Origin of the sequence: Baekduia alba, assembly GCF_028416635.1 — a bacterium.
GTDB lineage: Bacteria > Actinomycetota > Thermoleophilia > Solirubrobacterales > Solirubrobacteraceae > Baekduia > Baekduia alba.
Genome location: NZ_CP114013.1, coordinates 5099274 through 5120279, shown reverse-complemented (window position 1 = coordinate 5120279; position 21006 = coordinate 5099274). Strand labels below are relative to the sequence as shown.

Below are 21006 nucleotides of genomic sequence, written 5' to 3'. Positions count from 1 at the left end.
CGGACCCGGGATGGACGCCTCCTCCGGACATTCCACGCCGCTTCTCCTCCATCGCCCCCGGCTCCGTCATGATGCTGGCCTCGGACGGCCTTCCACGGAGCCGGGGGCATGGGGGACCCAGCACAGCGCGAGCAGAACACCACGATCCAGCTGTCCGCCGCCCTCGCGGGCGGTGCGGAGGCTCGTGGGCGCCAACTGGCGTTGCTCCAGGCGGTCGTGGCGACGACCGATGCCGCCGTCGACGTCCGCCAGGACGGCGATGCGCTGCGCGTCGCGTTCACCGACGCGCGCGCCGCGGCGCTGTGCGCGATCGAGCTCCAGCAGCGCATCGAGGCCGACAACCGCAGCGCGGTGGTCCCCGGCGTGCTGCGCATCGCCGCCGCCAGCGAGCCGGGGCGCGACGACCGACTCTGCGCGCTGGCCGGCGCCGGCCAGATCCTGGTCGACACCGGCCTGTACGAGCTGCTGCGCGACGAGCAGGACCTCGACCTCGGCGAGCCGCGCCGGCTCGGCGGGCCCGACGCGGCGGCCGAGATCCGCTGGGATCCGCTGCCCGAGCCGGTCGTGCCGCTGCCCGCGCGGCTGGAGATCGCGCGGCCCGAGATGTTCGCCGGCCGCGCCGAGGAGCTCGGGCGCCTGGAGCCGCTCATCGCCCGCGCGTCGCACGGCGGCCGGCAGGTCCTGCTGCTCGGCGGTGAGCCGGGCATCGGCAAGTCCCGGCTGGCCCGCGAGCTGACGATCACCGCGCACGCGCGCGGCTCGACGGTCCTGCAGGGGCGCTGCGACGAGGACCTGCGCATGCCCTACCAGCCGTTCGTCGAGGCGCTGTCGCACCTCGTCGAGCACGCCGCGCCGGCCATCCTGGACCGCCACGTCGCCGAGCACGGGGGCGAGCTCGGCCGCCTGATCCCCGCGTTCGCGCGCCGGCTGCCCGACGCGCCCCCGCCCCGCCAGGCCGACGGCGACACCGAGCGCTACCTGCTCTTCAGCGCGGTCGTCGGCCTGCTCGGCGCCGAGTCGGCGCAGCGGCCGGTGATCCTGTTCCTCGACGACGTCCAGTGGGCGGACACGCCGACGCTGCTGCTCCTGCGCCACCTCGTGGCGTCCGACCTGCGGCTGCGCGTCACGGTCATCGCGACGTTCCGCTCGACCGAGCTCGACGACGACCATCCGCTGGCCAAGCTGCTCGCCGACCTGCATCGCGAGCCGGACGTCACGCGCGTGGACCTCACCGGCCTGCGGGCCGACGCCGTCGTCGACCTGGCGCGCGCCGCGAGCGGGCACGACCTCGACGCCGCGGCGCTGGACGCCGCGCACACGCTGCAGCGGCGCACGTCGGGCAACGCGTTCTTCGTCACCGAGATGCTGCGCCACGGCGGCGACCTCGTCGGCGCGACCGTGCCGGCCAGCGTCCGCGACGTGCTCGAGCGCCGGCTGCAGCGGCTGGGCGACGCGGTCCGCGAGCCGCTGGCCGCCGCGGCGATCATCGGCCAGGAGTTCGACCTCGAGCTGGTCGGCGCGATGGTCGCCCAGGGCGTCGACGGCGTCGTCGCGGCGGTCGACGCCGCGGCCGACGCGGCGCTCGTCGTCGCCCCGCGCCACCCGGGCGACCGCTACGCGTTCGCGCACGGCCTGATCGTCACGACGCTCTACGACGGCCTCGGCCCGGCGCGGCGCGCGCGGATGCACCGCAGCGCGGCGGAGGCGCTGGAGACGCTGACCGCCGGCGCGACCGGCGGCTCGGTCTCGCGCGTCGGCGAGCTCGCGCGCCACTGGCTCAACGCCGAGCCGGCCGACCTGCAGAAGGCGCTGCGCTACACGCGCCTGGCCGGCGAGCACGCGGTCGCCCAGCTCGCGCCCGACGACGGCGTGCGCTGGTACCGCCAGGGCCTGGACCTCTTCGCGCAGCTCGGCGGCGCCGACGACGCGGTCCGCTTCGAGTTGTTGGTGGGGTTGGGCGACGCCCAGCGCCAAGCCGGCGATCCCGAGTTCCGCACCACCCTGCTGGAGGCCGCGTCGCTGGCGCGGCGGCTGGACGACGGCCCGGGCCTGGTGCGCGCCGTGCTGGCCAACAGCCGCGGGTTCGTCTCCGCGTCGGGCGTGGTCGACGACGAGCGCCTGCACGCGCTGGAGGACGCGCTGAACGCCGTTGGCGAGGGCGACGCCGCCGACCGGTCGCTGCTGCTGGCGACGCTCGCGGCCGAGCTGGCGTTCTCGCCCGCGGACCGCGAGCGCCGCGTGGCGCTGAGCGACGAGGCGCTGGCGCTCGCGCGCCGCATCGACGACCCCGCGGCGCTCTCGCGGGTCCTGAGCCTGCGCTTCGTCACGCTCTGGATGCCCGAGACGCTCGAGGAGCGCCTGGCCAACAGCGACGAGAACGTCGCCGCCGCGCGCCGCACCGGCGACCCGGTCGCCGAGTTCCACGCGGTGCACTGGCGCGCCGCCGCGTTCGTGGAGGCGGGGCGCATGGGCGACGCGGCCCGCGACGTCGAGCACGAGGCCCAGCTGGCCGAGCGGCTGGGGCAGCCGACGATGCGCTGGCTGGGGACCTACGACCAGGGCAACCTCGACATCATCCTCGGCCGCCTCGCCGAGGCCGAGCAGCACGCGCACGAGGCGCTGCAGATCGCGACGCTCTCCGCCCAGCCCGACGCGCTGTCGTTCTTCACCTCGCAGCTGACGAACATCCGCTACGAGCAGGGCCGCCTGGCCGAGCTGCAGCCGCTGATCGCGCAGGTCGTGGCCGACAACCCGGGCATCCCGGCCTTCCGCGCGGTGCTCGCGCTGGCCTGCTGCGAGGGCGACCTCGACGACGAGGCGCGCCGCCTGCTCGCGCACGAGAACTCCAGCGCGTTCGCCGAGCTGCCGCCCGACGTCACCTGGCTGCCGGGGCTGGCGATCTACGCCGAGGTCGCCGCGCACCTCCAGGACCGCGCGGCCGCCGAGGCGCTCTACGCGCTGCTGCTGCCGTGGAGCGGCCAGGTCGTCTACTCGGGCATCAGCGCGTGGGGCTGCGTCGACCACCACCTCGGCGCGGTCGCCGCGGTGATCGGCAGGTACGCCGAGGCCGAGGAGCACCTGCGCGCCGCGGCCGACCTGAACACGGCGCTGCGCGCGCCGATCTGGGTCGCGCGCACCGAGCTGGCGACCGCGCGCCTGCTGCTGCTGCGCGACGGGCCGCAGGACCGTGAGCGCGGACGGGCACTGCTGGAGCGCGCGGCGGCCGCGGCGCAGCGGCTGGGCAGCGCGACGCTGGCGCGGCGCGCCGCCGGCCTGTTGGGCTACGAGAAGGCGCTCAGCGCGCTGCCGATCCCGGTCATGCCGAATGCGGCCCGCCCACCGGCGCGGGCGGCGAGGACGCCGCCGCCGAACGGCGGCCGCGGCGCTCCCGCCGTGCCGCAGCCCGCGCCCGCCGAGCCGGAGCCGTCCGGCGCGCCGTCGGCGTCGTTCCGGCTCGAGGGCGAGATCTGGACGGTCACCGGCGCCGAGACCGTGCGCCTGAAGGATCGCAAGGGCCTGCAGTACCTGGCGACGCTGCTCGAGCGCCCCGACGTCGAGATCCACGCGATCGACCTCGTCAACGGACCGGTCGACGCCGGCGCGCGCGGGCGCTCGTCGGGCGGCGCGGGCGCCGCGGCGACCGCCGAGAGCGGCGACGTCGTGCTGACCGACGGCGGCGACGCCGGCGCGCTGCTGGACCCCGAGGCCAAGGCGGCCTATCGCGAGCGCGTCGTCGAGCTGCGCGAGGACCTCGAGGAGGCGGAGCGCTTCCACGACGTCGAGCGCGCGTCGCGGCTGCGCGAGGAGCTGGACTTCATCGGCGCCGAGCTGGCGCGCGCCGTCGGGCTCGGCGGCCGCGACCGCCGCGCCGGCAACGCCGCCGAGCGCGCGCGGGTCAACGTTACGCGCGCGATCCGCGGCGCGGTCCGGGCGATCGCCGAGCACGACGCACGCCTCGGCCACCACCTCGAGCGCTCCGTGCGCACCGGCGTCTTCTGCGTCTACGACCCGGGCCCGGCGGGTCCGGACGTCTGGCGCGTCACGGTCGAGCGCTGAGCGCGCGGCTCACCCGCTGAAGTAGCGCTGCAGCGCGGGTGCGACGAGCGTGACGACCGCGTCGGGCGTGGCGGAGGCCAGCGGCTCGATGCGCAGGACGTGGCGGGCGAGGACGAGGCCGATGACCTGGCTGGCCGCGCCGGCCGCGCGCAGATCGGCGTCCGCGCCGTCGATGGCGGTGCGCAGCAGCGGCAGGATCTCGTCCTCGATGAAGCCGTGCACGAGGTCCTCCTGGCTGCTGGACGAGCGCAGCAGCGCCGCGAGCGGGCCGCCGCCGGCCGCGTCCCACACGCTGAGGAGCGTGTGCAGGATGCGCTCGGCGAGGTCGTCGCGGCGGTCGGACTGGGCCAGGACGGCGGCGAGCGCCGCGGCGGGCGAGACGGGCAGCTCCAGCGCCGCCGCGAAGAGCCCGGCCTTGCCGCCGAAGTAGTAGCTGGGCAGCGCGCCGTCGACGCCCGCGCGCTCCGCCACGCCGCGCAGCGTCGTGGCGTCATAGCCCTGGGCGGCGAACAGCTCGCGCGCGGCCTGGAGGATCGCGCCGCGGGTCTCGGGGCTGCCGGCGCGGCGGCCGCGGCGCGTGGTCGACGGGACGGGCTCGGGCGAGTTCTTCATCCGGTGTTGAATTCTATCGCGAGCTGTGGGACAGTGCGTTCATCCGCTGTTGAAATATTGTCCTGGAGCCCCTCATGCCCCGCCCCGAACGCCTCATCCTCATCGCGGTCTGCCTCTCGCTCGCGGCCGTCGTCAGCGCCGTCTCGTCGCTGAACGTCGCGCTGCCCGACATCGCCCGCGCGACCGGCGCGTCGACGTCGGACCTGCAGTGGATCATCGACGCCTACGCCCTGGTCTTCGCCGGCCTGCTGCTGCCGGCCGGCGCGCTCGGCGACCGGCTCGGCCGCCGCCGCATCCTGCTCGCGGGCCTCGCCGTCTTCGGTGGTGGCGCGATCGTCGCCACGCAGCTGTCGGACGCGAACGCGCTCATCGCGGTCCGCGCCGTCATGGGCCTGGGCGCGGCGATGATCATGCCGACGACGTTGTCGATCGTCACCTCGACCTTCGGCGCCGAGCACCGCGACAAGGCGGTCGGCGTCTGGGCGGGCGTGGCCGGCGGCAGCGCGCTGATCGGCCTGCTCGCGGCCGGCCTGCTGCTCGAGGTCTTCTCGTGGCCGGCCGTCTTCTGGCTCAACGTCGCCCTCGCCGGCGTCGGCGCGGCGATGACGATCCGCTTCGTCCCGGCCGGCATGCCCGAGCGCACGGCGCTCGACGGCGTCGGCGCGGTGCTCTCCGCGCTCGGCCTCGGCGGGATCGTGTGGGGCTTCATCGAGGGCCCGTCGGAGGGCTGGACCTCGACGAGCGTCGTGGCCGGCTTCGTCGCGGGCGTCGTCCTGCTGTCCGCGTTCGTCGCGTGGGAGCTGCGCCGCGACGAGCCGCTGCTGGATCCGCGCCTGTTCGCCCTGCGCGGCTTCGCCGCCGGGTCGCTGTCGGTCTTCGTCCAGTTCTTCGCGATGTTCGGGACGATCTTCGTGTTGTTGCAGTACCTGCAGTTCGTCCTGCGCTACTCGCCGCTGCAGGCGGGCGCGGCGCTCGCGCCGGCGGCGGTCATGATGGTGGCCTTGGCCCCGCGCGTGCCGCGCTTGGTCGAGCGCGTCGGCGTGCGCCGCGTCGGTCCGCCCGGCCTGGTCCTGATCGGCGCCGGCCTGTTCGTCGCCTCGACGATGGGCGCGGACGCGTCGTACTGGCACCTGCTCGGCGGCCTGGTCCTGCTCGGCCTCGGGATGGCGCTGGCCGCCCCGCCGGCGACCGCCGCGATCGTCGGCTCGCTGCCCGACGAGAAGCAGGGCGTCGCCTCGGCCGTCAACGACACCGCCCGCGAGGTCGGCGGCGCGCTCGGCATCGCGGTCCTCGGCTCGGTCCTGGCCAACCACGTCGGGTCCTTCGGCCCGCACACCGACCCGACCGCGGTCGTCGACGGCTATCAGGCGGCGCTGCGCGTCGGCGCCGCCGTCCTGGTCGCGGGCGCCGCGTTCGTCTTCCTGCGGCTAGGCCGCGGCGCCGACCGCGTAGCGCAGGAGCACGGTGCCGCCGGCGAAGCGCCGCTCCTCTTCAAGGCGTAGGCCAACGCGGACGCCGGCGGGCAGCGCCGGCGTCCCGCCGCCGACGGCGATCGGGATCAGGAACAGCTGGACCTCGTCGACCAGCCCGGCGCGGAACGCGTGGGCGGCGAGCGTCGGGCCACCGATCGAGAGGTCGCGGCCGGCCGCGGCCTTCAGCGCCCGGACCGCGTCCGGGTCGAAGGTCCGCTCGATCCGGGTCCGCGGCGTCTCGGCCTCGGCCAGCGTGGTCGAGTACACCACCTTGTCGGCGGCGCGCCAGATGTCGGCGTAGTCGCGGACTTCCGGCGTCTCGCCCGCCATCGTCTGCCAGACCTTGAGCGTCTCGTACATCCGGCGGCCGTAGAGGTAGGTGCCGATCGGGCGCTCGACCTCGTTGACGTGGGCGTGGACGTCCGGGTCGGGCGCGGCCCAGGCGAACGACCCGTCGGCGTCGATCGTGTAGCCGTCGACCGAGCAGAGGTTGGAGGCGATGAGGCGACCGGGCATGACCGTGGCCTACCCGTTCGTGGTGCCGGGCGCCGCCCAGCGGACGTCGCCGGCGTCGATCAGGAAGTCGAAGCGCATGCGCAGCGCGAGCGTCACGCGCTGCTGCGCGACGATCCCCAGCTCGTCGTGCAGCGGGTGGCTGTCCAGGTGCTGGATCGTCAGGTCGTAGTCGTGGACGAGCTGGGAGACCTTGATGTTCTTGGTGATCGCGGGCGCGACGACGACCTGCTGGATGTCGGCCCTGCGCCCGTCGGCGGTCGCGCGGATCTGCTTGAGGAACACCTGGTTGACCTTGTGGTCCTTGAGCGCCTTGCCGAACTCGATGGCGAAGTGCAGGCCGAGGTCGACCCCCGGCCTGTCGAAGAGCATGTCCTTGATCCACTCGCCGACTGTGAGGATGTCGCCGAGGGCGAGCTCGACCTCCGACAGCTCGTCGCCGACCGGCGTGAGGTCCATGAGGCGGCGGCGCTCCGGATGCTCGTCGCCGCCGAAGTCCATGCCGAAGACGTCGAGCGTGAACGGCGCGGTGTCCTGGGTCGCGTCGTCGGGCATCGTCGACCAGCCCATGGTCTTGGGGTAGCCGTAGTCCTCGCGGCCCGAGAGCAGCGAGATCGGGTTGTCCAGCATCATGGCCGCGCAGAACATCCCGAAGTCCTGGGCGACGAGCTTGTCGCCGTCGTGCTTGACGCGGGCGACCGGGATCCAGAAGCCGACCTGCGGCTCGCGCACGGTGCCCATCGAGTGCCACGGCTCGTACTCCGGGCGGATGGCGCCGACGACGCCGAAGGTGACGATGACGGTGTCGCCCAGCGGGCGGTAGTCGACGGCACCGCCGGTGGGCGTGTTGAAGGCCTTCTGGCAGAGCGCGTCGAGCTTGGCGTGGTCGGCCTTGAGGCCGAAGACGTACAGCGTGGTGTCGTCGCACTGCAGCGGGCCGGGCGCGGAGCCGAGGCCGCCGAACTCGACGTAGGCGGGGAGGTCGGTCATGTTGGGGTCCTTGGAGGGAGGGGGTCGGGGTGGGTCAATCGGATTCGAGCCAGCCCTCGGTGCCCGGCACGACGGCCGGGTGGCCGGACAGCGCCTTGGCCGCGAGCTTGCCGGACGTCACGGCCGCCTCGACGCTGCCGCCGCAGATGCCGTTGCGCGTCCAGTCGCCGGCGAGCGCGAGGTTGGCCGGCGCCGCCTCGTCGGGCCGCAGCCGGTACTGGATCGAGCCGGGAGGCGTGAGGACGTAGCGCTCGCTGCCAAAGATGTTGGCGCGCCAGTACTGCGCGCGCACGCGGTCCTCGCCGGTGTTGTTGGTGGGGTCGAACAGCAGGTCCCAGTCGAACTCGCCGTCGGTCCCGGCCTGCTCGGCGCCCGGCCACAACACCAACGCCTTGGTCTTGAGATGCTCGACGCCGGCGGCGAACGCGCGCTGGTCGGCCTCGTCCTGGGTGTCGTCGGGCGGCTGCTCCATCGTGCCGCAGAGGTAGCCGATCGAGACGACGCCGTCCTGCGCCGGCCAGCCCTCGCGGGGCAGCAGGTGCGACATGTCGCACAACGTGTCCAAGGGCTTCAGGTAGGCGCCGGAGACCATGCCGGCCGGGTTCTCGGGGCCGAGCTGCTCGGGCGTCTTGGTCATCCAGACCTGCAGCGCCTGGGTCGCGACGGTCATCGCGTGGTCGAGCATCTGCTGGAACCTGGGGTCCTTGGCGGCGAGCTCCTGGGTGACCGGCGGCAGCGAGGCGACCGACATCCCGAGGACGACGTCGTCGAAGTCCTCGCCGACCTTCAGCTCCTCGTCGCGGGCGTCGGGGCCGGACTGGCAGGCCTCGAAGAGGACGTCGCGGTAGACGTCGACGCCACCCTCGAGCTGGTCGTACAGCGGCGCGGCGGGCCATGAGAGCAGGCCGCCGGGGTCGGGCAGCAGCGGCTGGTACTCGCCGTCGCCGGCGAGCCGGGCCTGGCGGCGCAGGCCGATCCGGTCGACCAGCTGGCCGTCCTCGGAGACGCCGACGTTCGTCACCTGCGTGAAGAACTCGAAGCGCACGCCGCGGGCGCGCAGGGCCTCGTACATCGGGGCGAAGATCGCGTCGCCCATCCCGGCCTGCATCTTCCACATGATCGCGCCGCGGTAGCCGAGGCACATGCGCAGCATCGCCTGCAGCGCCTTGCCGGCGGCGATGCACGGCCGGGCGCGGTCGCCGTCCTCGTAGCCGAAGCACAGCTGGTAGAAGGCGCGCAGGATCGGGGACTCGGCGAGCGTCTCGGGGTGCGCGCCGTGGCGCGCCATCCAGGCCATGAACTCCTCGTCGTTGACCTGGCCGAAGCCGCCCTTGTCCTCGTCGTCGAGGTCGTCCACCAGGATGCCGCGGAAGACGGTGGCGGTGACGTCGAAGGTCATCGCGTAGCGGTCGCCGTCGGTGATCTTCCAGATGATCGCGGTCAGGACGCGCAGGAACCGGCAGATCAGCGGCTCCTCGGCGTCGTCCGGGTCGGCGCCGATGTGGAGGAAGGGCTTGGCGAACTTGAGGAAGCCCTCGAACAGGTCGGCGAGCTCGGACTCGCCGTCGTCGCCGCCGAGGAACTTCTCCATCGCGAGCAGGAAGCCGTCGAAGAACTTGTCCAGCGCGCGGAGCTGGAGCGACGCGTGGACCGGCGGCTCGACGAGGCGCAGCGTGTGGATCGCGTCGTGCATCAGGCGGTGCAGCGACGGCGACTCGGTCGGGATGCCCGGCGTCCCGTCGTTGGACGGGAAGTGGAAGTGGCGCGGGATCCAGCGGTCGTCCTCGGTGTCGTCGCAGAGGACGACCTCGTCGGTGGGGTGGAACGCGTCGCGCCAGGTTCTGAGGGGCGCGCCCTCGGGGCGGTCGAGGGCCTCGTAGACGCGGCGGATGACGTCGAAGGCGTTCTCGTAGAAGCCGAACCAGACGTGGAGGCCGTGCTCCTCGATGCGCTGGCCGCCGCCGACGTCCCGGCGGCCGCTCGCGCCCTTGCCGCCCAGGCGCCAGCCGAGCTGGTAGACGGTCACGTCGTACTTGTCGCGCAGCTCCGGCGTCGCGGTGAGCTCGAAGGCGGCCGCCAGGCTGCCCGCTCCACCACCGAGGACCGCCACGCGCCTCCGTTCGCTCATCCCCATGAGGGCCGCGACCGTAGCCGACGACGGCTCCGGACACAACCGTTCATCGGTGGTTCGGGCCTGACGGAACGGCGTTCCGTGCGAGTGAACGCCCTGGCGGTGCACGGAGCCGATTGACCATGCTGGAGACCGCCACCATGACCACGAACATCGTCGTACCCGCCGACGGCTCGCCCGCCGCCGAGGCAGCAGCCTGGTACGCCGGCGCCGTGGCCGAGGCGCGTCACGGCACCGTCAACGTCGTGGCGGCATGGGAGCCGCCGGGCGCCCGCGCACAGGAGCTGGCAAGGACGCTGGGCCGTCGAGCCGAAGTCGATGCAGTCTTGGCTGACGTCCAAGGCGCACTGAGCGCCGCGGGCCTGACGGTGAACGGCCATGTCCGCCGGTGCGGCCTGGTCGCGGCCCTGTGCGCGGTCGCCAGCGAGCACGACGCCGAGCTGATCGTCGTCCCCGCCGGCTGGACCTCCCTGGCCCGCGAGCTGCGCTGGCGCGCCAGCTGCCGCGTCGACATGCTCGTCGTCGACTCCGGCCGCCACCCGGGCTTCCGCCCCTTCCCGGTCGCGGTCGCCCGCTAGCCCCGAACTTCACTCCGCCCTCGCGGGCGGTCGTCGCCGGATGGGCCGTCCAGGGGCCATTCGGCGACGAGCGCCGGCGAGGGCGGCTTTTCGTCGTTCCGCCCGCCCTCAGCCCAGCTCGAAGGTGCCGAGGAACGTCGTCGACTCCTCCGGCGTCCGGCCGCCGTGGTGGCCGCGGAAGGACAGCTGAAGGTCGTTGGCGTGGGAGGAGAGCCAGGTCATGCGGCCCGGAGCGGGGAGGATGCAGATCGGTGCCAGGCGGCGAGCGAGGCGAGGGCCGGCGGTGGGGAAGAGCGAGGTGCTGCGCACCGCCGTCCCGCGGTCGCCGAGGGTCGCGTTGATGGACTCGATCGTCGCGTCGACCCGGTCGTCGGGGACGTGGAGGAAGAGGTCGCGGGCGGAGCCGGCGCGGACGGCTCCGTCGATCGTCAGCAGGTCGACGCGGTCCGGCGACACGTCGATCTGGCCGTGGTCGGCGGTGAGGATCAGCAGCGTGTCGGCGTGCGTGGGCGCCGAAGGGCCGAAGAAGAGGCCGTAGAGGGCGTCCAGGGCGCGGAGGCAGGCGTCGTCGAACTGCGGGCTCGACGGGCCGTGCTGGTGGCCGATCGCGTCGATCATGTCCCAGTAGATGTAGGTGTATGACTTGTCCGGCGACGGGTCCAGCGTGATCGACGACAGGTCGGAGTAGGGCACCAGCCGCGCGCCGCGGATCGCGATCGCGTCGAACCCGGAGGGCGAGAAGCGGTCGGGCGAGTAGACCGTCGACGACGCGCCGCACCGCACGGCCAGCCGCTGGTAGAACGACGGCCCCTCGGGCAGCAGCGCGGCGCGCGCGTCGAAGCCCGGCTCCGCGCCGACCAGCAGCGGGACGATCACCGCGCCGACCGCCGGCTCCCACACGCGCCACTCGTACAGCCCGTGCGCCTCGACCGGCAGCCCGGTGTGCATCGTCGTCACGTGCGCGGTCGTCGTCGACGGGAACTGCGACGCCACCGGCGCGAGCGTCCCGTCGGCGGCGAACCGGCGCAGCAACGGATGGCGCTCGTGCCTGTGCACGAACGCCCACCCGAAGGCGTCGAGCAGGACCACCACGACCTGCCGACGCCTCTCCAGCTCCCGGGCGATCAGCCCGGGCAGCTCGGAGAAGCTCTGGATCACTACTTGCTCAGCGTCGCCATCATGTGCGGCGCGTAGCGCTTGCCGGCGGGCTCGGGCAACGCGGTCGAGATCTCGGCCAGCTCCGCTTCGGTCAGCACGACGTCGACCGCGCCCACGTTCTCCTCCAGCCGCTCGCGCCGCTTCGTGCCCGGGATCGGGACGACGTCCTCGCCCTGGGCCAGGACCCACGCCAGCCCGAGCTGCGCCGGCGTCACGCCCTTGGCCTCGGCGAGCTCGGTGATCTTGCCCACCAGGTCCAGGTTCTTCTGGAAGTTGTCGCCCTGGAAGCGCGGGTTGTGGCGGCGGTAGTCGTCTTCGTCGAAGTCGTCGATCGACCGGTAGGCGCCGGTCAGGAACCCGCGTCCCAGCGGCGAGTAGGCCACCAGCGCGATCCCGAGCTCGCGCAGCGTCGGCAGCACGTCGTCCTCCACGTCGCGCGACCACAGCGAGTACTCGGTCTGGACCGCGGCGATCGGGTGCACGGCGTGCGCGCGCCGGAGCGTCTCCGGCCCCGCCTCGCTCAGCCCCAAGGCGCGGACCTTGCCCGCGGCGACCAGCTCGGCCATCGCGCCGACGGTCTCCTCGATCGGCGTGTCCGGGTCGACGCGGTGCTGGTAGTACAGGTCGATGTGGTCGACGCCGAGGCGCTTCAGCGAGTCCTCGACACACGCCTTGACGTACTCGGGCCGGCCGTTGACCCCGCGCTTCTGCGGGTCGTCGGGGTCCAGCATGATGCCGAACTTCGTCGCGAGCACCACGCGGTCGCGCCGGCCGGCGATCGCGCGGCCGATCAGCTCCTCGTTGGTGTGCGGCCCGTACATGTCGCTCGTGTCGAGCAGCGTGACGCCGAGCTCGAGCGCGCGGTGGACCGTCGCGATCGACTCCTGGTCGTCGCCCGCGCCCGTGTAGAACGCGCTCATCCCCATGCAGCCGAGCCCGATCTCGCTCACGGTCAGCTCGCCAAGCGTGCGGTTCTTCATGTTCTAGATCTTCTCCCGGTAGATGTCGATCTTGTAGTCGATGAGCTCGAGATGGCGCTCCATCTCGGCGAGCCGTTCGCGCACCGTGTCGCGGTGGGCCTCCAGCAGCGCCAGCCGCTCGCGCTCGTTGCCCTCGCCGGCGCGCAGCAGCTCCGCGTACACGCGGACCTGGCGGATCGGCATGCCGGTCGAGCGCAGCTTGGTCAGGAACGCGATGCGCGCCAGGTCGGCGTCGTCGTAGCGGCGGCGCCCGCCGGCCTCGCGCCCGATCGGCTCGAGCAAGCCGGCGCGCTCGTAGTAGCGCAGCGTGTGCGCGGTGAGACCGGAGGCCTCCGCGGCTTCGGAGATGGTCATCGAGACGGCCATGCCCCCACGGTAGGACTTCGAGCGCGCTCGAAGTCAAGGGCGCCGCGTCCGGCGGTCGTCGCTACCGTCTGGCGCCGTGCCGACGGCGACCGCGCAGGGGCTTCCCGGGCTCGATCGGATTCCCCCGATCGCCCTGGTGCTGTCCGGGGTCACGTCGATCCAGTTCGGCGCCGCCGTCGCCGCGACGCTGTTCGACGACCTCGGCCCGGCCGGCACGTCGGTGCTGCGGCTGACGTGGGCCGCGGTCATCCTGATGGCGCTCGTCCGGCCGCGGGTGCGGGGGCGGTCGGCGCGCGACCTGCGCCTCGTCGCGCTGTTCGGCCTGACGCTCGGCGGGATGAACGTGTTCTTCTACGAGGCGCTGGACCGGATCCCGCTCGGCGTCGCGGTGACGATCGAGTTCGCCGGACCGCTCGGCGTCGCGGTCGCGATGTCGCGCCGCCGGCTCGACCTCGTCTGGGCCGCGCTGGCCGCCGTCGGGATCGTGCTGCTGTCCAACCCGTTCGGCGCCGGGCTCGACACGGTGGGGTTGGTCCTGACCCTCGCCGCGGCGGCGTGTTGGGCGGCCTACATCCTGATCGCGCAGCGCGCGACGACGGCCTACGAGGGCAGCGAAGGGCTCGCGCTGGCCATGGTCGTCGCGGCGCTCGTCCCGCTGGTCCCGGGCGTCGCCGAGGCCGGGACGACGCTCCTGGAGCCACAGTGGCTGGCGCTCGGCGCGTGCGTGGCGCTGGCGTCCTCGGTCATCCCCTACAGCTTGGAGACCGAGGCGCTGCGCCGCCTGCCGGCCAACGTCTTCGGCGTGCTGATGAGCATGGAGCCGGCGGTCGCCGTGCTGGCGGGCTTCGTGATCCTCGGCCAGTCGCTCGACGCCCGCGAGCTGGTCGCGATGGCGCTCGTCGTCGTGGCGTCCGTGGGCTCCTCGCGGACCGCACCCGCGTCCGCCGAGGCCTGACCGGCGATACTTCACGGCGAACGCGCGTGCTCCCGCTGAACCTCCCCAACGTCCTGACCGTCGTCCGGATCCTGCTGGTCCCGGTGCTGGTCGTCGCGCTGCTGGGCGAGACCGGCAACGACCTGCTGGCGGCGATCGTCTTCGCGGCCGCGTCGGTCACCGACGCGCTGGACGGCTACCTCGCCCGGTCGCGCAACTCCATCACCTCGTTCGGCAAGCTGATGGACCCGATCGCCGACAAGCTGCTGGTCATCGCCGCGCTGTTCGCGCTCGTCTCGCTCGATCGGCTGCAGGCGTGGATCGCGATGGTCATCGTCACGCGCGAGCTGGCGGTCACCGTGACGCGCATGGCCGCCACCGCCCAGGGCGTGATCATCCCGGCGGCGGGCTGGGGCAAGATCAAGACGATGGTGCAGGTCGCGGCGATCTTCTTCCTGATCGCCTTCGACCCGACGCCGCTGTGGGTCGACCTGCTGGTCTACGCGGCCGTCGCGGTCACGGTCATCTCGGGCATCGACTACTTCTTCGGCCTGCGCCGGATGCTGCGCGAGGCCGACGAGCGCCGCCGCGCCGCCGCCGCGGTCGCGGCCGCCGAGGCCGCCCCGCAGGACCCGTCGCCGCTCAGACCGCGGCCGGCGTCGTCGCGTCGCCCGTGAGCACGCCCAGCGCGCCGCGCGCGTGCACGCGCTCCAGCGCGGCGACCGCGTCGGGGTGGAACTGCGCGCCGTCGTTGCGGCGGACCTCGTCGAGCGCGGCGCCGAGCGTCATCGGCGCGCTGTAGACGCGGGCGCCGGTCATCGCGTCCCACGCGTCGGCCAGGGCCATGAGGCGGGCGCCGTCGGCGATCGCGTCGCCGCCGAGGCCGTCCGGGTAGCCGCGTCCGTCGTGGCGCTCGTGGTGGCCGCGCACCCACGCGACCTGCTCGCCGTCGAGCATCTCGGCGACGATGCGGGCGCCGAGGTCGGCGTGGCGCTTGATGATCTCGTACTCGGCGCCGGTCAACCGCGAGGGCTTGCTCAGCACGGCGTCCGGCACGCCGATCTTGCCGACGTCGTGGACGACGGCCGCGTCGTGCAGCCGCGCGACGTCGGCGGCGCACCAGCCCGACTCGGTCGCCAGCTCGCAGGCGAGCGCGGCCACGCGCTCGGAGTGGCGGATCGTCGCCGGGTCCTTGGCGTCGATCGCGCGGGCCAACGCTCCCAGGGCGGCGAGCGCACGGGCGTGCTCGAGGCGGTCGGCGCGCTCGGCGGCGCTCAGCTCCTCGACGACGTGCGGCGAGTAGCGGATGCACGCGTCGCGTCCGTGGGCCTTGGCCCAGTACAGCGCGCCGTCGGCCAGCCGCAGCAGCTCTTCGGGGTCGTCGGCCTGCGTGAGGTCGCAGACGCCCGCGCTCAACGTCATCGCGCCCGCGTCGGCGAACGGCAGCGCGGCCACCGCGCGGCGGATGCGCTCGGCCGCCGCATGGGCGTCCTCGCCCTCGACGCCGGGCATCAGCAGCGCCAGCTCGTCGCCGCCGATGCGCGCGACCAGCTCGCCCGCGCGCGCGGCGGAGGACATCCGGCGCGCGGTCTCGGCCAGGACAGCGTCGCCGCCGACGTGGCCGAGCGTGTCGTTGACCTGCTTGAAGCGGTCGAGGTCGAAGACGGCCAGCGCGAGCGGCGTGCCGTGGCGATGCGCGACCGCGGCCTCCTCGCGCAGGCGCTCGTGGAAGGCGCGGTGGTTGACGAGGCCGGTGAGCTGGTCGGTCGTGGCCTGGGCGACGAGCCGCGCCTGGGCGTCGGCGTTGGCGATCGCCATGCCGATCAGCTCGGCGAAGCGCCCGAGGCGGTCCTCGATGTCGCACGCCAGGTCGTCGGTCCGCGGCGTGCTGACGCTCATCGCGCCCCACAGGCGGGCCTCGACGACGATCGGCGCGGCGATCCGCTGCCGGTAGGGCGGCATGCTCGGGACGGCCAGTCCGCGCTCGTCGAAGCGCTCCGGCCGGCCGGTGGCGCGGAGGCGGTCGATCGCGCTGCCGGGCGCGATCGGGACGAACGGCGGCAGATGCGGCGGGACGACGCCGGGCGCGGTGCCGTGGCCGATGGAGCGCACCATGTCCGAGCGGTCCTCGAACGCGACGACGGCGCCGACGTCCATGCCCAGCAGGGACGCGACCTCGGCGCCGGCCAGCTCGGCGACCTCGACCAGCTTGGCGCCGCGGGCGACCGTCGAGGCGACGCGGTGCAGCGCGGCGGCCTCCTCGGACAGGCGCTGGTGCTCGGCGAGCATCCGGCGGCGGTCGTCGGTCAGCGCGGAGAGCAGGTACAGGCAGGTCGACATCAGGACGGCGAAGCCCTGGGCGACGAGGATGTCGTGCGTCCCGCCGATCGCCAGCGGGCCGTTGCCGGCCGACGTCTCGTAGACCCCGACGACCGTGAGGCCGATCGAGCCGAGCGCGACGGTCAGCTTGCTGCCGCGCAGGACGAGCCACACGCCGATCGGGATCAGCAGCCAGATCTGGCCGTACTCGGTGCGGAAGATGAGCAGGCACGCGACGACCAGGCCCGTCGCGACGACGGCGTCCTCGAGGATCCGCAGCGGGCGCAGGTGCGGCAGCGGCTCGCGGCCGACCGCGGCGATCAGCGGGGCGAAGAGCAGCATGCCGGCGACGTCGCCCAGCGCCCAGCGCGCGACCGACTCGGCGAACGGGCCGTAGCGCTGGTCGGCGAGCGTCAGCGCGGTCTGGCCGATCAGGCCGCTGGCCGTGGCGCCGACGAACAGGACGCCGATCCCGGCGAAGCGCCCGAGTGCGGGGCGCGCCATCAGCGGGCGGATGAACCGGTCGATGAGCGCGACGCACAGCAGGACCTCGACCGTGGGCGCGACCGCGCCGCCGACCGCCGAGATCAGGCCGCTGTGACCGAGCTTGGCGGCGAACGCGCCGAGCAGGACGCCGGGCCACAGCCGCTTGCCGCCGCGCAGCAGCAGGCCGAGCGCGATGCCCGCGGCCGGCCAGACCGCGATCAGGCCCGACCGGACCGGCAGCGCCCAGGCCAGCCGGACGGCGGCGGCGTACAGGATCGCGACCCCCACGATCTGGAGGACAGGAGACGAGAGGGAGGGCCGGCGCCTCATCTCCCTCAGGCGTCGGCACGGCGGCGGCCCACTTGAGCACGCCGTCCGCGCAGGTCAGCTCACCGTCAGCTCACTCGAGGCCGTCGAGCCAGGCGCGCGTCGACGTGTGGTGCGCGGCGTGCTCGCCGGAGTCCAGCTCGTGCTGGAGCTCGGACAGCAGGCCGAAGCGCTCCGCCACCACGTTGTGCTGGTGGATGGTCTCGAGGTTCTCCTGGCGGGCGGAGACGAACGCGCCCGGCGCGAGGTCTGGGAGGGTGTCGAGGACGCCCTTGATCATCTCGCGCACGCAGTCCTCGACGAAGCGCGGGCGGCGGTGCGCCTTCTCGACCACGGCGCCCTCGTCAGAGCGCTTCATCATCTCGTAGATCTCCGAGGACATCGAGTCCTCGACGATCGCCAGCAGCTGCGCGGCGTCGATGTCGTTGTCGTAGTCCTCGGGGCACCCGATGTGCAGCGTCCCGAGGCCGCGCTGGTTGTGGGTCGCCACCGGGACGTGCTCGAAGATCCGCTCGATCTGGTCGTCGTCGAACCCGTCAGCGGTCAGACGCTCCCTTGCCGCTCCGGCAACGAGCTGCTGTGCACAAGGACATGCAGTCATGCCCTGCGCGGCGACGCCGATCAGCCGGCGCGTGCCGGACTCGGTCGCGACCGCCGTTCCGAAGAGCGTGTACAGCTCCTGCGTCTGGATGCCGGAGACCGGTGCGGGCTTGTGCTCCGGGTAGCGCGCGGCGATGGTGACCTCGGCGCGCTTGGCGTCCTGGCGCTCCCGCACCAGCTCGGCGATCCGGGTCGCCAGTTGCTCGGCCCGGAATGCGGAGGATCCAAGGATCACTTCGCCGATCGCGTCGTTGACGGTCTCCTCGAAGCGCGACATGTGCGCGCCCTTCTGCTGCGGGCCGAGGTCGACGAAGCACTCGAGCTTGGCCCAGTACAGCTCCTCGCGACCGTCGCGGGAGATGCGGATGACCTTCTCGACGTTGGTGACCCCGACGCGCGACAGCGAGACGTGCACGGTGGGCTGTTGGGCCTGGACGTCTGGGGAGTTCACGAGGCTCGTCGTCGGCTGCATGACCCGATCTAGCCTATCGCCACCACTTTTTGGGATTCCCTGGTCGTCCTAACCTGTGCTAACAATCCCGACGTCGGCTAAGAGCACCTCCGTCACAGCACGAGAGGAACACGGCTCAGCCTCATGCGGCGGCTACGTCGCACTTGCACCTCGGGGTGCGTTCCAACATGCAGCACAGGGAAGAGAGAGGGACCTGGCACGGGGGTGCGGGGTCCGGGAACGACGTCCACAAGGATCGGGTTGAGCACCAAGACCGACGTTCTACTCGCTGACGAAGCGCCCATCGCGGAGCTCGACGAGCTCCGCACGCTCATCCAGGAAGGGCAAGAGCGGGGCTTCCTCACCATCGAGCAGATCACCACGACGCTCGAAGAGGTCGAGATCACGAAGGAGCAGCTCACCGAGCTGCACGCGCATCTCGATCAGGAGGGCATCGCCATCGTCTCGGCGGACGGCAAGCCCGTCCATTCCGAGAGCGGGCGCGCGGAGGCGGCGGCGGAAGCCCGCCAGTCTCAGACGGCCACGACGGCCGACACGCGCAAGAAGCCGGAGATCGACCTCACCGTCGAGCCGTCGCTGGACTCGCTGCGCCTGTACCTGCGCTCGATCGGCCGCGTCGCGCTGCTGACGGCCGAGCAGGAGGTGTCGCTGGCCAAGCGCATCGAGCGCGGCGACATGGTCGCCAAGCAGGCGATGGTGGAGGCCAACCTGCGCCTCGTCGTCTCGATCGCCAAGGGCTACCTGGGCCGCGGGCTGACGTTCCTGGATCTGATCCAGGAGGGTTCGCTCGGGCTGATCCGCGCGGTTGAGAAGTTCGACTACCGCCGCGGGTACAAGTTCTCCACGTACGCCACGTGGTGGATCCGCCAGGCCGTGACGCGCGCGATCGCCGACAAGGGCCGGACCATCCGCATCCCGGTGCACATGGTCGAGAAGCTGAACAAGGTCGTGCACGTCGAGCGCCAGCTCGTCCAGTCGCTCGGCCGCGAGCCCTCCCCGGAGGAGATCGCGGGCGAGCTGGACTGCACGCCGCGCGAGGTGCGAGACATCTTGCGGATGAGCCAGCAGCCGATCTCGCTGGAGAAGCCGATCGGCGACGAGGAGGAGTCCGAGCTGGGCGACTTCGTCGAGGATCAGACGGCGGAATCGCCGTTCGAGCTGGCCGCGGAGAACCTCCGCAAGGAGAACGTGCACCGTGCGCTGGCGGCGCTTCCGCAGCGTGAGCGCGAGGTCATCGAAATGCGCTTTGGACTTACCGGGGGTCGACCGCGTACCCTTGAGGAAGTCGGACGCGCCTTCAACGTGACGCGAGAGCGAATTCGTCAGATCGAGAACCACACCTTGAAAAAGCTCGAGTCGCTCCCCGAGGCCCAGCGCCTTAGGGACGCCTCGTAGTCCGGGGAGAAATTTCCCGGAGGAGGAGAGGGGTCAGAGGGGTGTGCTGGGGAGCGCACCCCTCACTTTCCCGAGAGGCCGCGCTGGGGAGCGCGGCCTCTCACTCTTAAGGACGGCGGCGGCGCCCGAGGTGGGCGCCGCCGCCGTTCGTCGTTCTGGGGGTGCACGTGGCGCGCGCCGGTCGCGCGCGGTCTCAGCCGTGCTGCAGGCGGGCCTGCATGAGCGCCTGGCGGCAGCTGCCGTACTCGGAGCCGCCGTTGTCGGCGGAGCGCTCGAGGGCGACGTTCAGGACGCTCTGGGCGTAGTGGCCGTCGATCGTGCCGTCGGCGCAGTCCTGGCGCAGCGCGGTCGGGATGACGGTCGCGATGCTGCTGGTGGGCTTGCCCGCGGGCGCGGCAGCCACGGCCTTGGCCTTCGGCGCCGGGGTGTCGGGCGTGTCGCGCGTCACGGGGGCCGGCGGCTTCGGCGTGGCCGCGGCCTGCGCGTGCTTGGGCGCGGTGTGGTGGTTGATCGGCACCGGCGTCTTGCCGGCCATCACCGGCAGCGAGCCGACGGCGACGACCGCGGCGCACGCGACCTTCGGGGTCGCGCTGGCGGCCACGGGCTCCCACAGCGTGCCGACGCGCTCCGCGATGCGGCCGAGGATCGGCAGCGGCAGCCAGGCGGCGACGCGGCGGTCGTCGCGTGCGCGCCTCAGGCCCTGGCGGGCACGGACGAGCAGCGACTTGACCGCCGGGACCGTCGTGTCGAGCTCGTCGGCGATGTCGGCGTAGCTGCGGCCCTCGAGCTCGCGCAGGACGAGCGCCGAGCGCTGCGTGTCCGGCAGGCGACCGACGTCGGCGACGATCTTCCGCATGCCGAGCGAGCGCTCGACCTCGGTCGCGGCGTCCTCGGCCGGCGGATGGGCGTGGTCGACGAGCTCGACGACCGGATGGCGCCGGCGCGACGCGTTGAGGTCCAGCGCGCAGTTGCGCGTGATGCGGTGCAGCCACGGTCCCAGCGCCTCGGGCCGCGAGCCGTTGCGCAGCGCGCGCACCGCCCGCACCAGCGCGTCCTGCACCACGTCCTCTGCGTCGGCGGTCCCGCCCGGCACGAACCCGCGCGCGAACCGGACGAGCCGCGACCGGTAGCGGGCGTCGAGCGCGGCGAACGCGTCGTCGCTGCCGGCGGCGATCAGGTTCACGAGCGTGCTGTCGCCCATCGCGGCGAGCATGCTGGGCGGCAGGGCAGGGGGAGGGGTGTCGATGGCGGCCATCGGGAGTAAGACGGGAAGCGACGCGCGAAGGTTGCGCCACAGGTCGCTAAACTTCGCGCTCGCTCTGGCGGGATACCCGAGCGGTCAAAGGGGCCTGACTGTAAATCAGGTGGCTACGCCTTCGAAGGTTCGAATCCTTCTCCCGCCATCTCGTCCGGCCCGCCGGACCCTCCGCAGGCCAGCTGCGAGGCGCTCGAGAACTACCCGCCGGGCCTTCCGGGCAAGAACCTGCGCCTGAGCGCGATGGCGCCCGGAGGGCTGTTCCTGGCGATGCAGGCGATGCGCCTGCGCGCCGTCCGCCGCTCCCCGATCGGCATGGGCTGGCTGACCAAGCGGCCGCTGCCTGACGACCTGCTGGGCGC

Annotated in this window: 16 protein-coding genes and 1 tRNA gene; 7 read left to right on the top strand and 10 right to left on the bottom strand. The window is 73.1% G+C overall.

Going from position 1 to position 21006, the window contains the following annotated elements; translation table 11 throughout:
• The first annotated feature begins 108 nt into the window (after window positions 1-108).
• Window positions 109-4056 (top strand): ATP-binding protein, encoded by a 3948-nt coding sequence (locus DSM104299_RS25655; RefSeq protein ID WP_272474510.1) that lies wholly within the window; start codon window positions 109-111, stop codon window positions 4054-4056.
• Window positions 4057-4065: 9 nt separating this feature from the next.
• On the opposite strand, the gene DSM104299_RS25650 is transcribed toward DSM104299_RS25655, so the two are convergent.
• Window positions 4066-4668, bottom strand: coding sequence for a TetR/AcrR family transcriptional regulator (locus DSM104299_RS25650; protein ID WP_272474509.1), 603 nt, complete (start codon window positions 4666-4668; stop codon window positions 4066-4068).
• 74 nt (window positions 4669-4742) lie between these two features.
• On the opposite strand from DSM104299_RS25650, the gene DSM104299_RS25645 reads away from it, so the two are divergent.
• Window positions 4743-6170 carry an MFS transporter gene (locus DSM104299_RS25645; RefSeq protein ID WP_272474508.1) on the top strand — a complete coding sequence of 476 codons (1428 nt, stop codon included), beginning with the start codon at window positions 4743-4745 and terminating at the stop codon, window positions 6168-6170.
• Here the strand turns inward: DSM104299_RS25645 and DSM104299_RS25640 are convergent.
• From DSM104299_RS25640 to DSM104299_RS25630, 3 genes are read right to left on the bottom strand one after another with little or no spacing between them, the layout of a single operon-like run.
• Complete coding sequence (locus tag DSM104299_RS25640) at window positions 6096-6656, bottom strand: dihydrofolate reductase family protein (RefSeq protein WP_272474507.1); 561 nt, start codon at window positions 6654-6656, stop codon at window positions 6096-6098. The two genes, DSM104299_RS25645 and DSM104299_RS25640, sit on opposite strands and share 75 nt — an antisense overlap.
• 9 nt (window positions 6657-6665) lie before the next feature.
• Window positions 6666-7643 (bottom strand): hypothetical protein, encoded by a 978-nt coding sequence (locus tag DSM104299_RS25635; RefSeq protein WP_272474506.1) that lies wholly within the window; start codon window positions 7641-7643, stop codon window positions 6666-6668.
• Window positions 7644-7677: 34 nt separating this feature from the next.
• A complete protein-coding gene (locus tag DSM104299_RS25630) occupies window positions 7678-9771 on the bottom strand; it encodes an NAD(P)-binding protein (protein WP_272474505.1) in 2094 nt (697 codons plus the stop codon).
• Window positions 9772-9896: 125 nt separating this feature from the next.
• Here DSM104299_RS25630 and DSM104299_RS25625 point away from each other — a divergent pair, with 125 nt between their 5' ends.
• Window positions 9897-10352, top strand: a complete 456-nt coding sequence (locus DSM104299_RS25625) for a universal stress protein (RefSeq protein WP_272474504.1) — start codon at window positions 9897-9899, stop codon at window positions 10350-10352.
• Window positions 10353-10460: 108 nt separating this feature from the next.
• Here DSM104299_RS25625 and DSM104299_RS25620 read toward each other — a convergent pair whose 3' ends face one another.
• Genes DSM104299_RS25620 through DSM104299_RS25610 form a run of 3 tightly spaced genes read right to left on the bottom strand, consistent with a single transcriptional unit; the run spans window position 10461 to window position 12856 of the window.
• Window positions 10461-11510 carry an alkaline phosphatase family protein gene (locus tag DSM104299_RS25620; RefSeq protein ID WP_272474503.1) on the bottom strand — a complete coding sequence of 350 codons (1050 nt, stop codon included), beginning with the start codon at window positions 11508-11510 and terminating at the stop codon, window positions 10461-10463.
• Complete coding sequence (locus DSM104299_RS25615; protein WP_272474502.1) at window positions 11510-12490, bottom strand: aldo/keto reductase; 981 nt, start codon at window positions 12488-12490, stop codon at window positions 11510-11512. Before DSM104299_RS25615 ends, DSM104299_RS25620 begins: the two co-directional genes overlap by 1 nt.
• 3 nt (window positions 12491-12493) lie before the next feature.
• Entirely contained in the window at window positions 12494-12856 is a 363-nt protein-coding gene (locus tag DSM104299_RS25610) for a MerR family transcriptional regulator (protein ID WP_272474501.1), read from the bottom strand.
• Between the two features lie 76 nt (window positions 12857-12932).
• Here DSM104299_RS25610 and DSM104299_RS25605 point away from each other — a divergent pair, with 76 nt between their 5' ends.
• Both DSM104299_RS25605 and pgsA read left to right on the top strand, forming a co-directional pair.
• A complete protein-coding gene (locus tag DSM104299_RS25605; protein WP_272474500.1) occupies window positions 12933-13811 on the top strand; it encodes an EamA family transporter in 879 nt (292 codons plus the stop codon).
• A gap of 26 nt (window positions 13812-13837) precedes the next feature.
• A complete protein-coding gene (gene pgsA, locus DSM104299_RS25600) occupies window positions 13838-14467 on the top strand; it encodes a CDP-diacylglycerol--glycerol-3-phosphate 3-phosphatidyltransferase (RefSeq protein ID WP_272474499.1) in 630 nt (209 codons plus the stop codon).
• Here the strand turns inward: pgsA and DSM104299_RS25595 are convergent.
• Together DSM104299_RS25595 and mptA are read right to left on the bottom strand one after the other, a co-directional pair.
• Window positions 14433-16883 carry a diguanylate cyclase domain-containing protein gene (locus DSM104299_RS25595; RefSeq protein ID WP_272474498.1) on the bottom strand — a complete coding sequence of 817 codons (2451 nt, stop codon included), beginning with the start codon at window positions 16881-16883 and terminating at the stop codon, window positions 14433-14435. The genes pgsA and DSM104299_RS25595 overlap by 35 nt on opposite strands.
• A 112-nt stretch (window positions 16884-16995) precedes the next feature.
• Window positions 16996-17994, bottom strand: coding sequence for a GTP cyclohydrolase MptA (gene mptA, locus DSM104299_RS25590; protein WP_272474497.1), 999 nt, complete (start codon window positions 17992-17994; stop codon window positions 16996-16998).
• A 123-nt stretch (window positions 17995-18117) separates the two neighbouring features.
• Between mptA and DSM104299_RS25585 the strand changes: the two genes are divergently transcribed.
• A complete protein-coding gene (locus DSM104299_RS25585) occupies window positions 18118-19389 on the top strand; it encodes a sigma-70 family RNA polymerase sigma factor (protein ID WP_272474496.1) in 1272 nt (423 codons plus the stop codon).
• Window positions 19390-19582: 193 nt separating this feature from the next.
• Here DSM104299_RS25585 and DSM104299_RS25580 read toward each other — a convergent pair whose 3' ends face one another.
• On the bottom strand, window positions 19583-20644 hold the full coding sequence (locus tag DSM104299_RS25580) for an RNA polymerase sigma factor (RefSeq protein WP_272474495.1): 1062 nt from the start codon (window positions 20642-20644) through the stop codon (window positions 19583-19585).
• A 66-nt stretch (window positions 20645-20710) separates the two neighbouring features.
• Between DSM104299_RS25580 and DSM104299_RS25575 the strand changes: the two genes are divergently transcribed.
• Window positions 20711-20792, top strand: a tRNA-Tyr gene (locus tag DSM104299_RS25575).
• Window positions 20793-21006 lie beyond the last annotated feature (214 nt).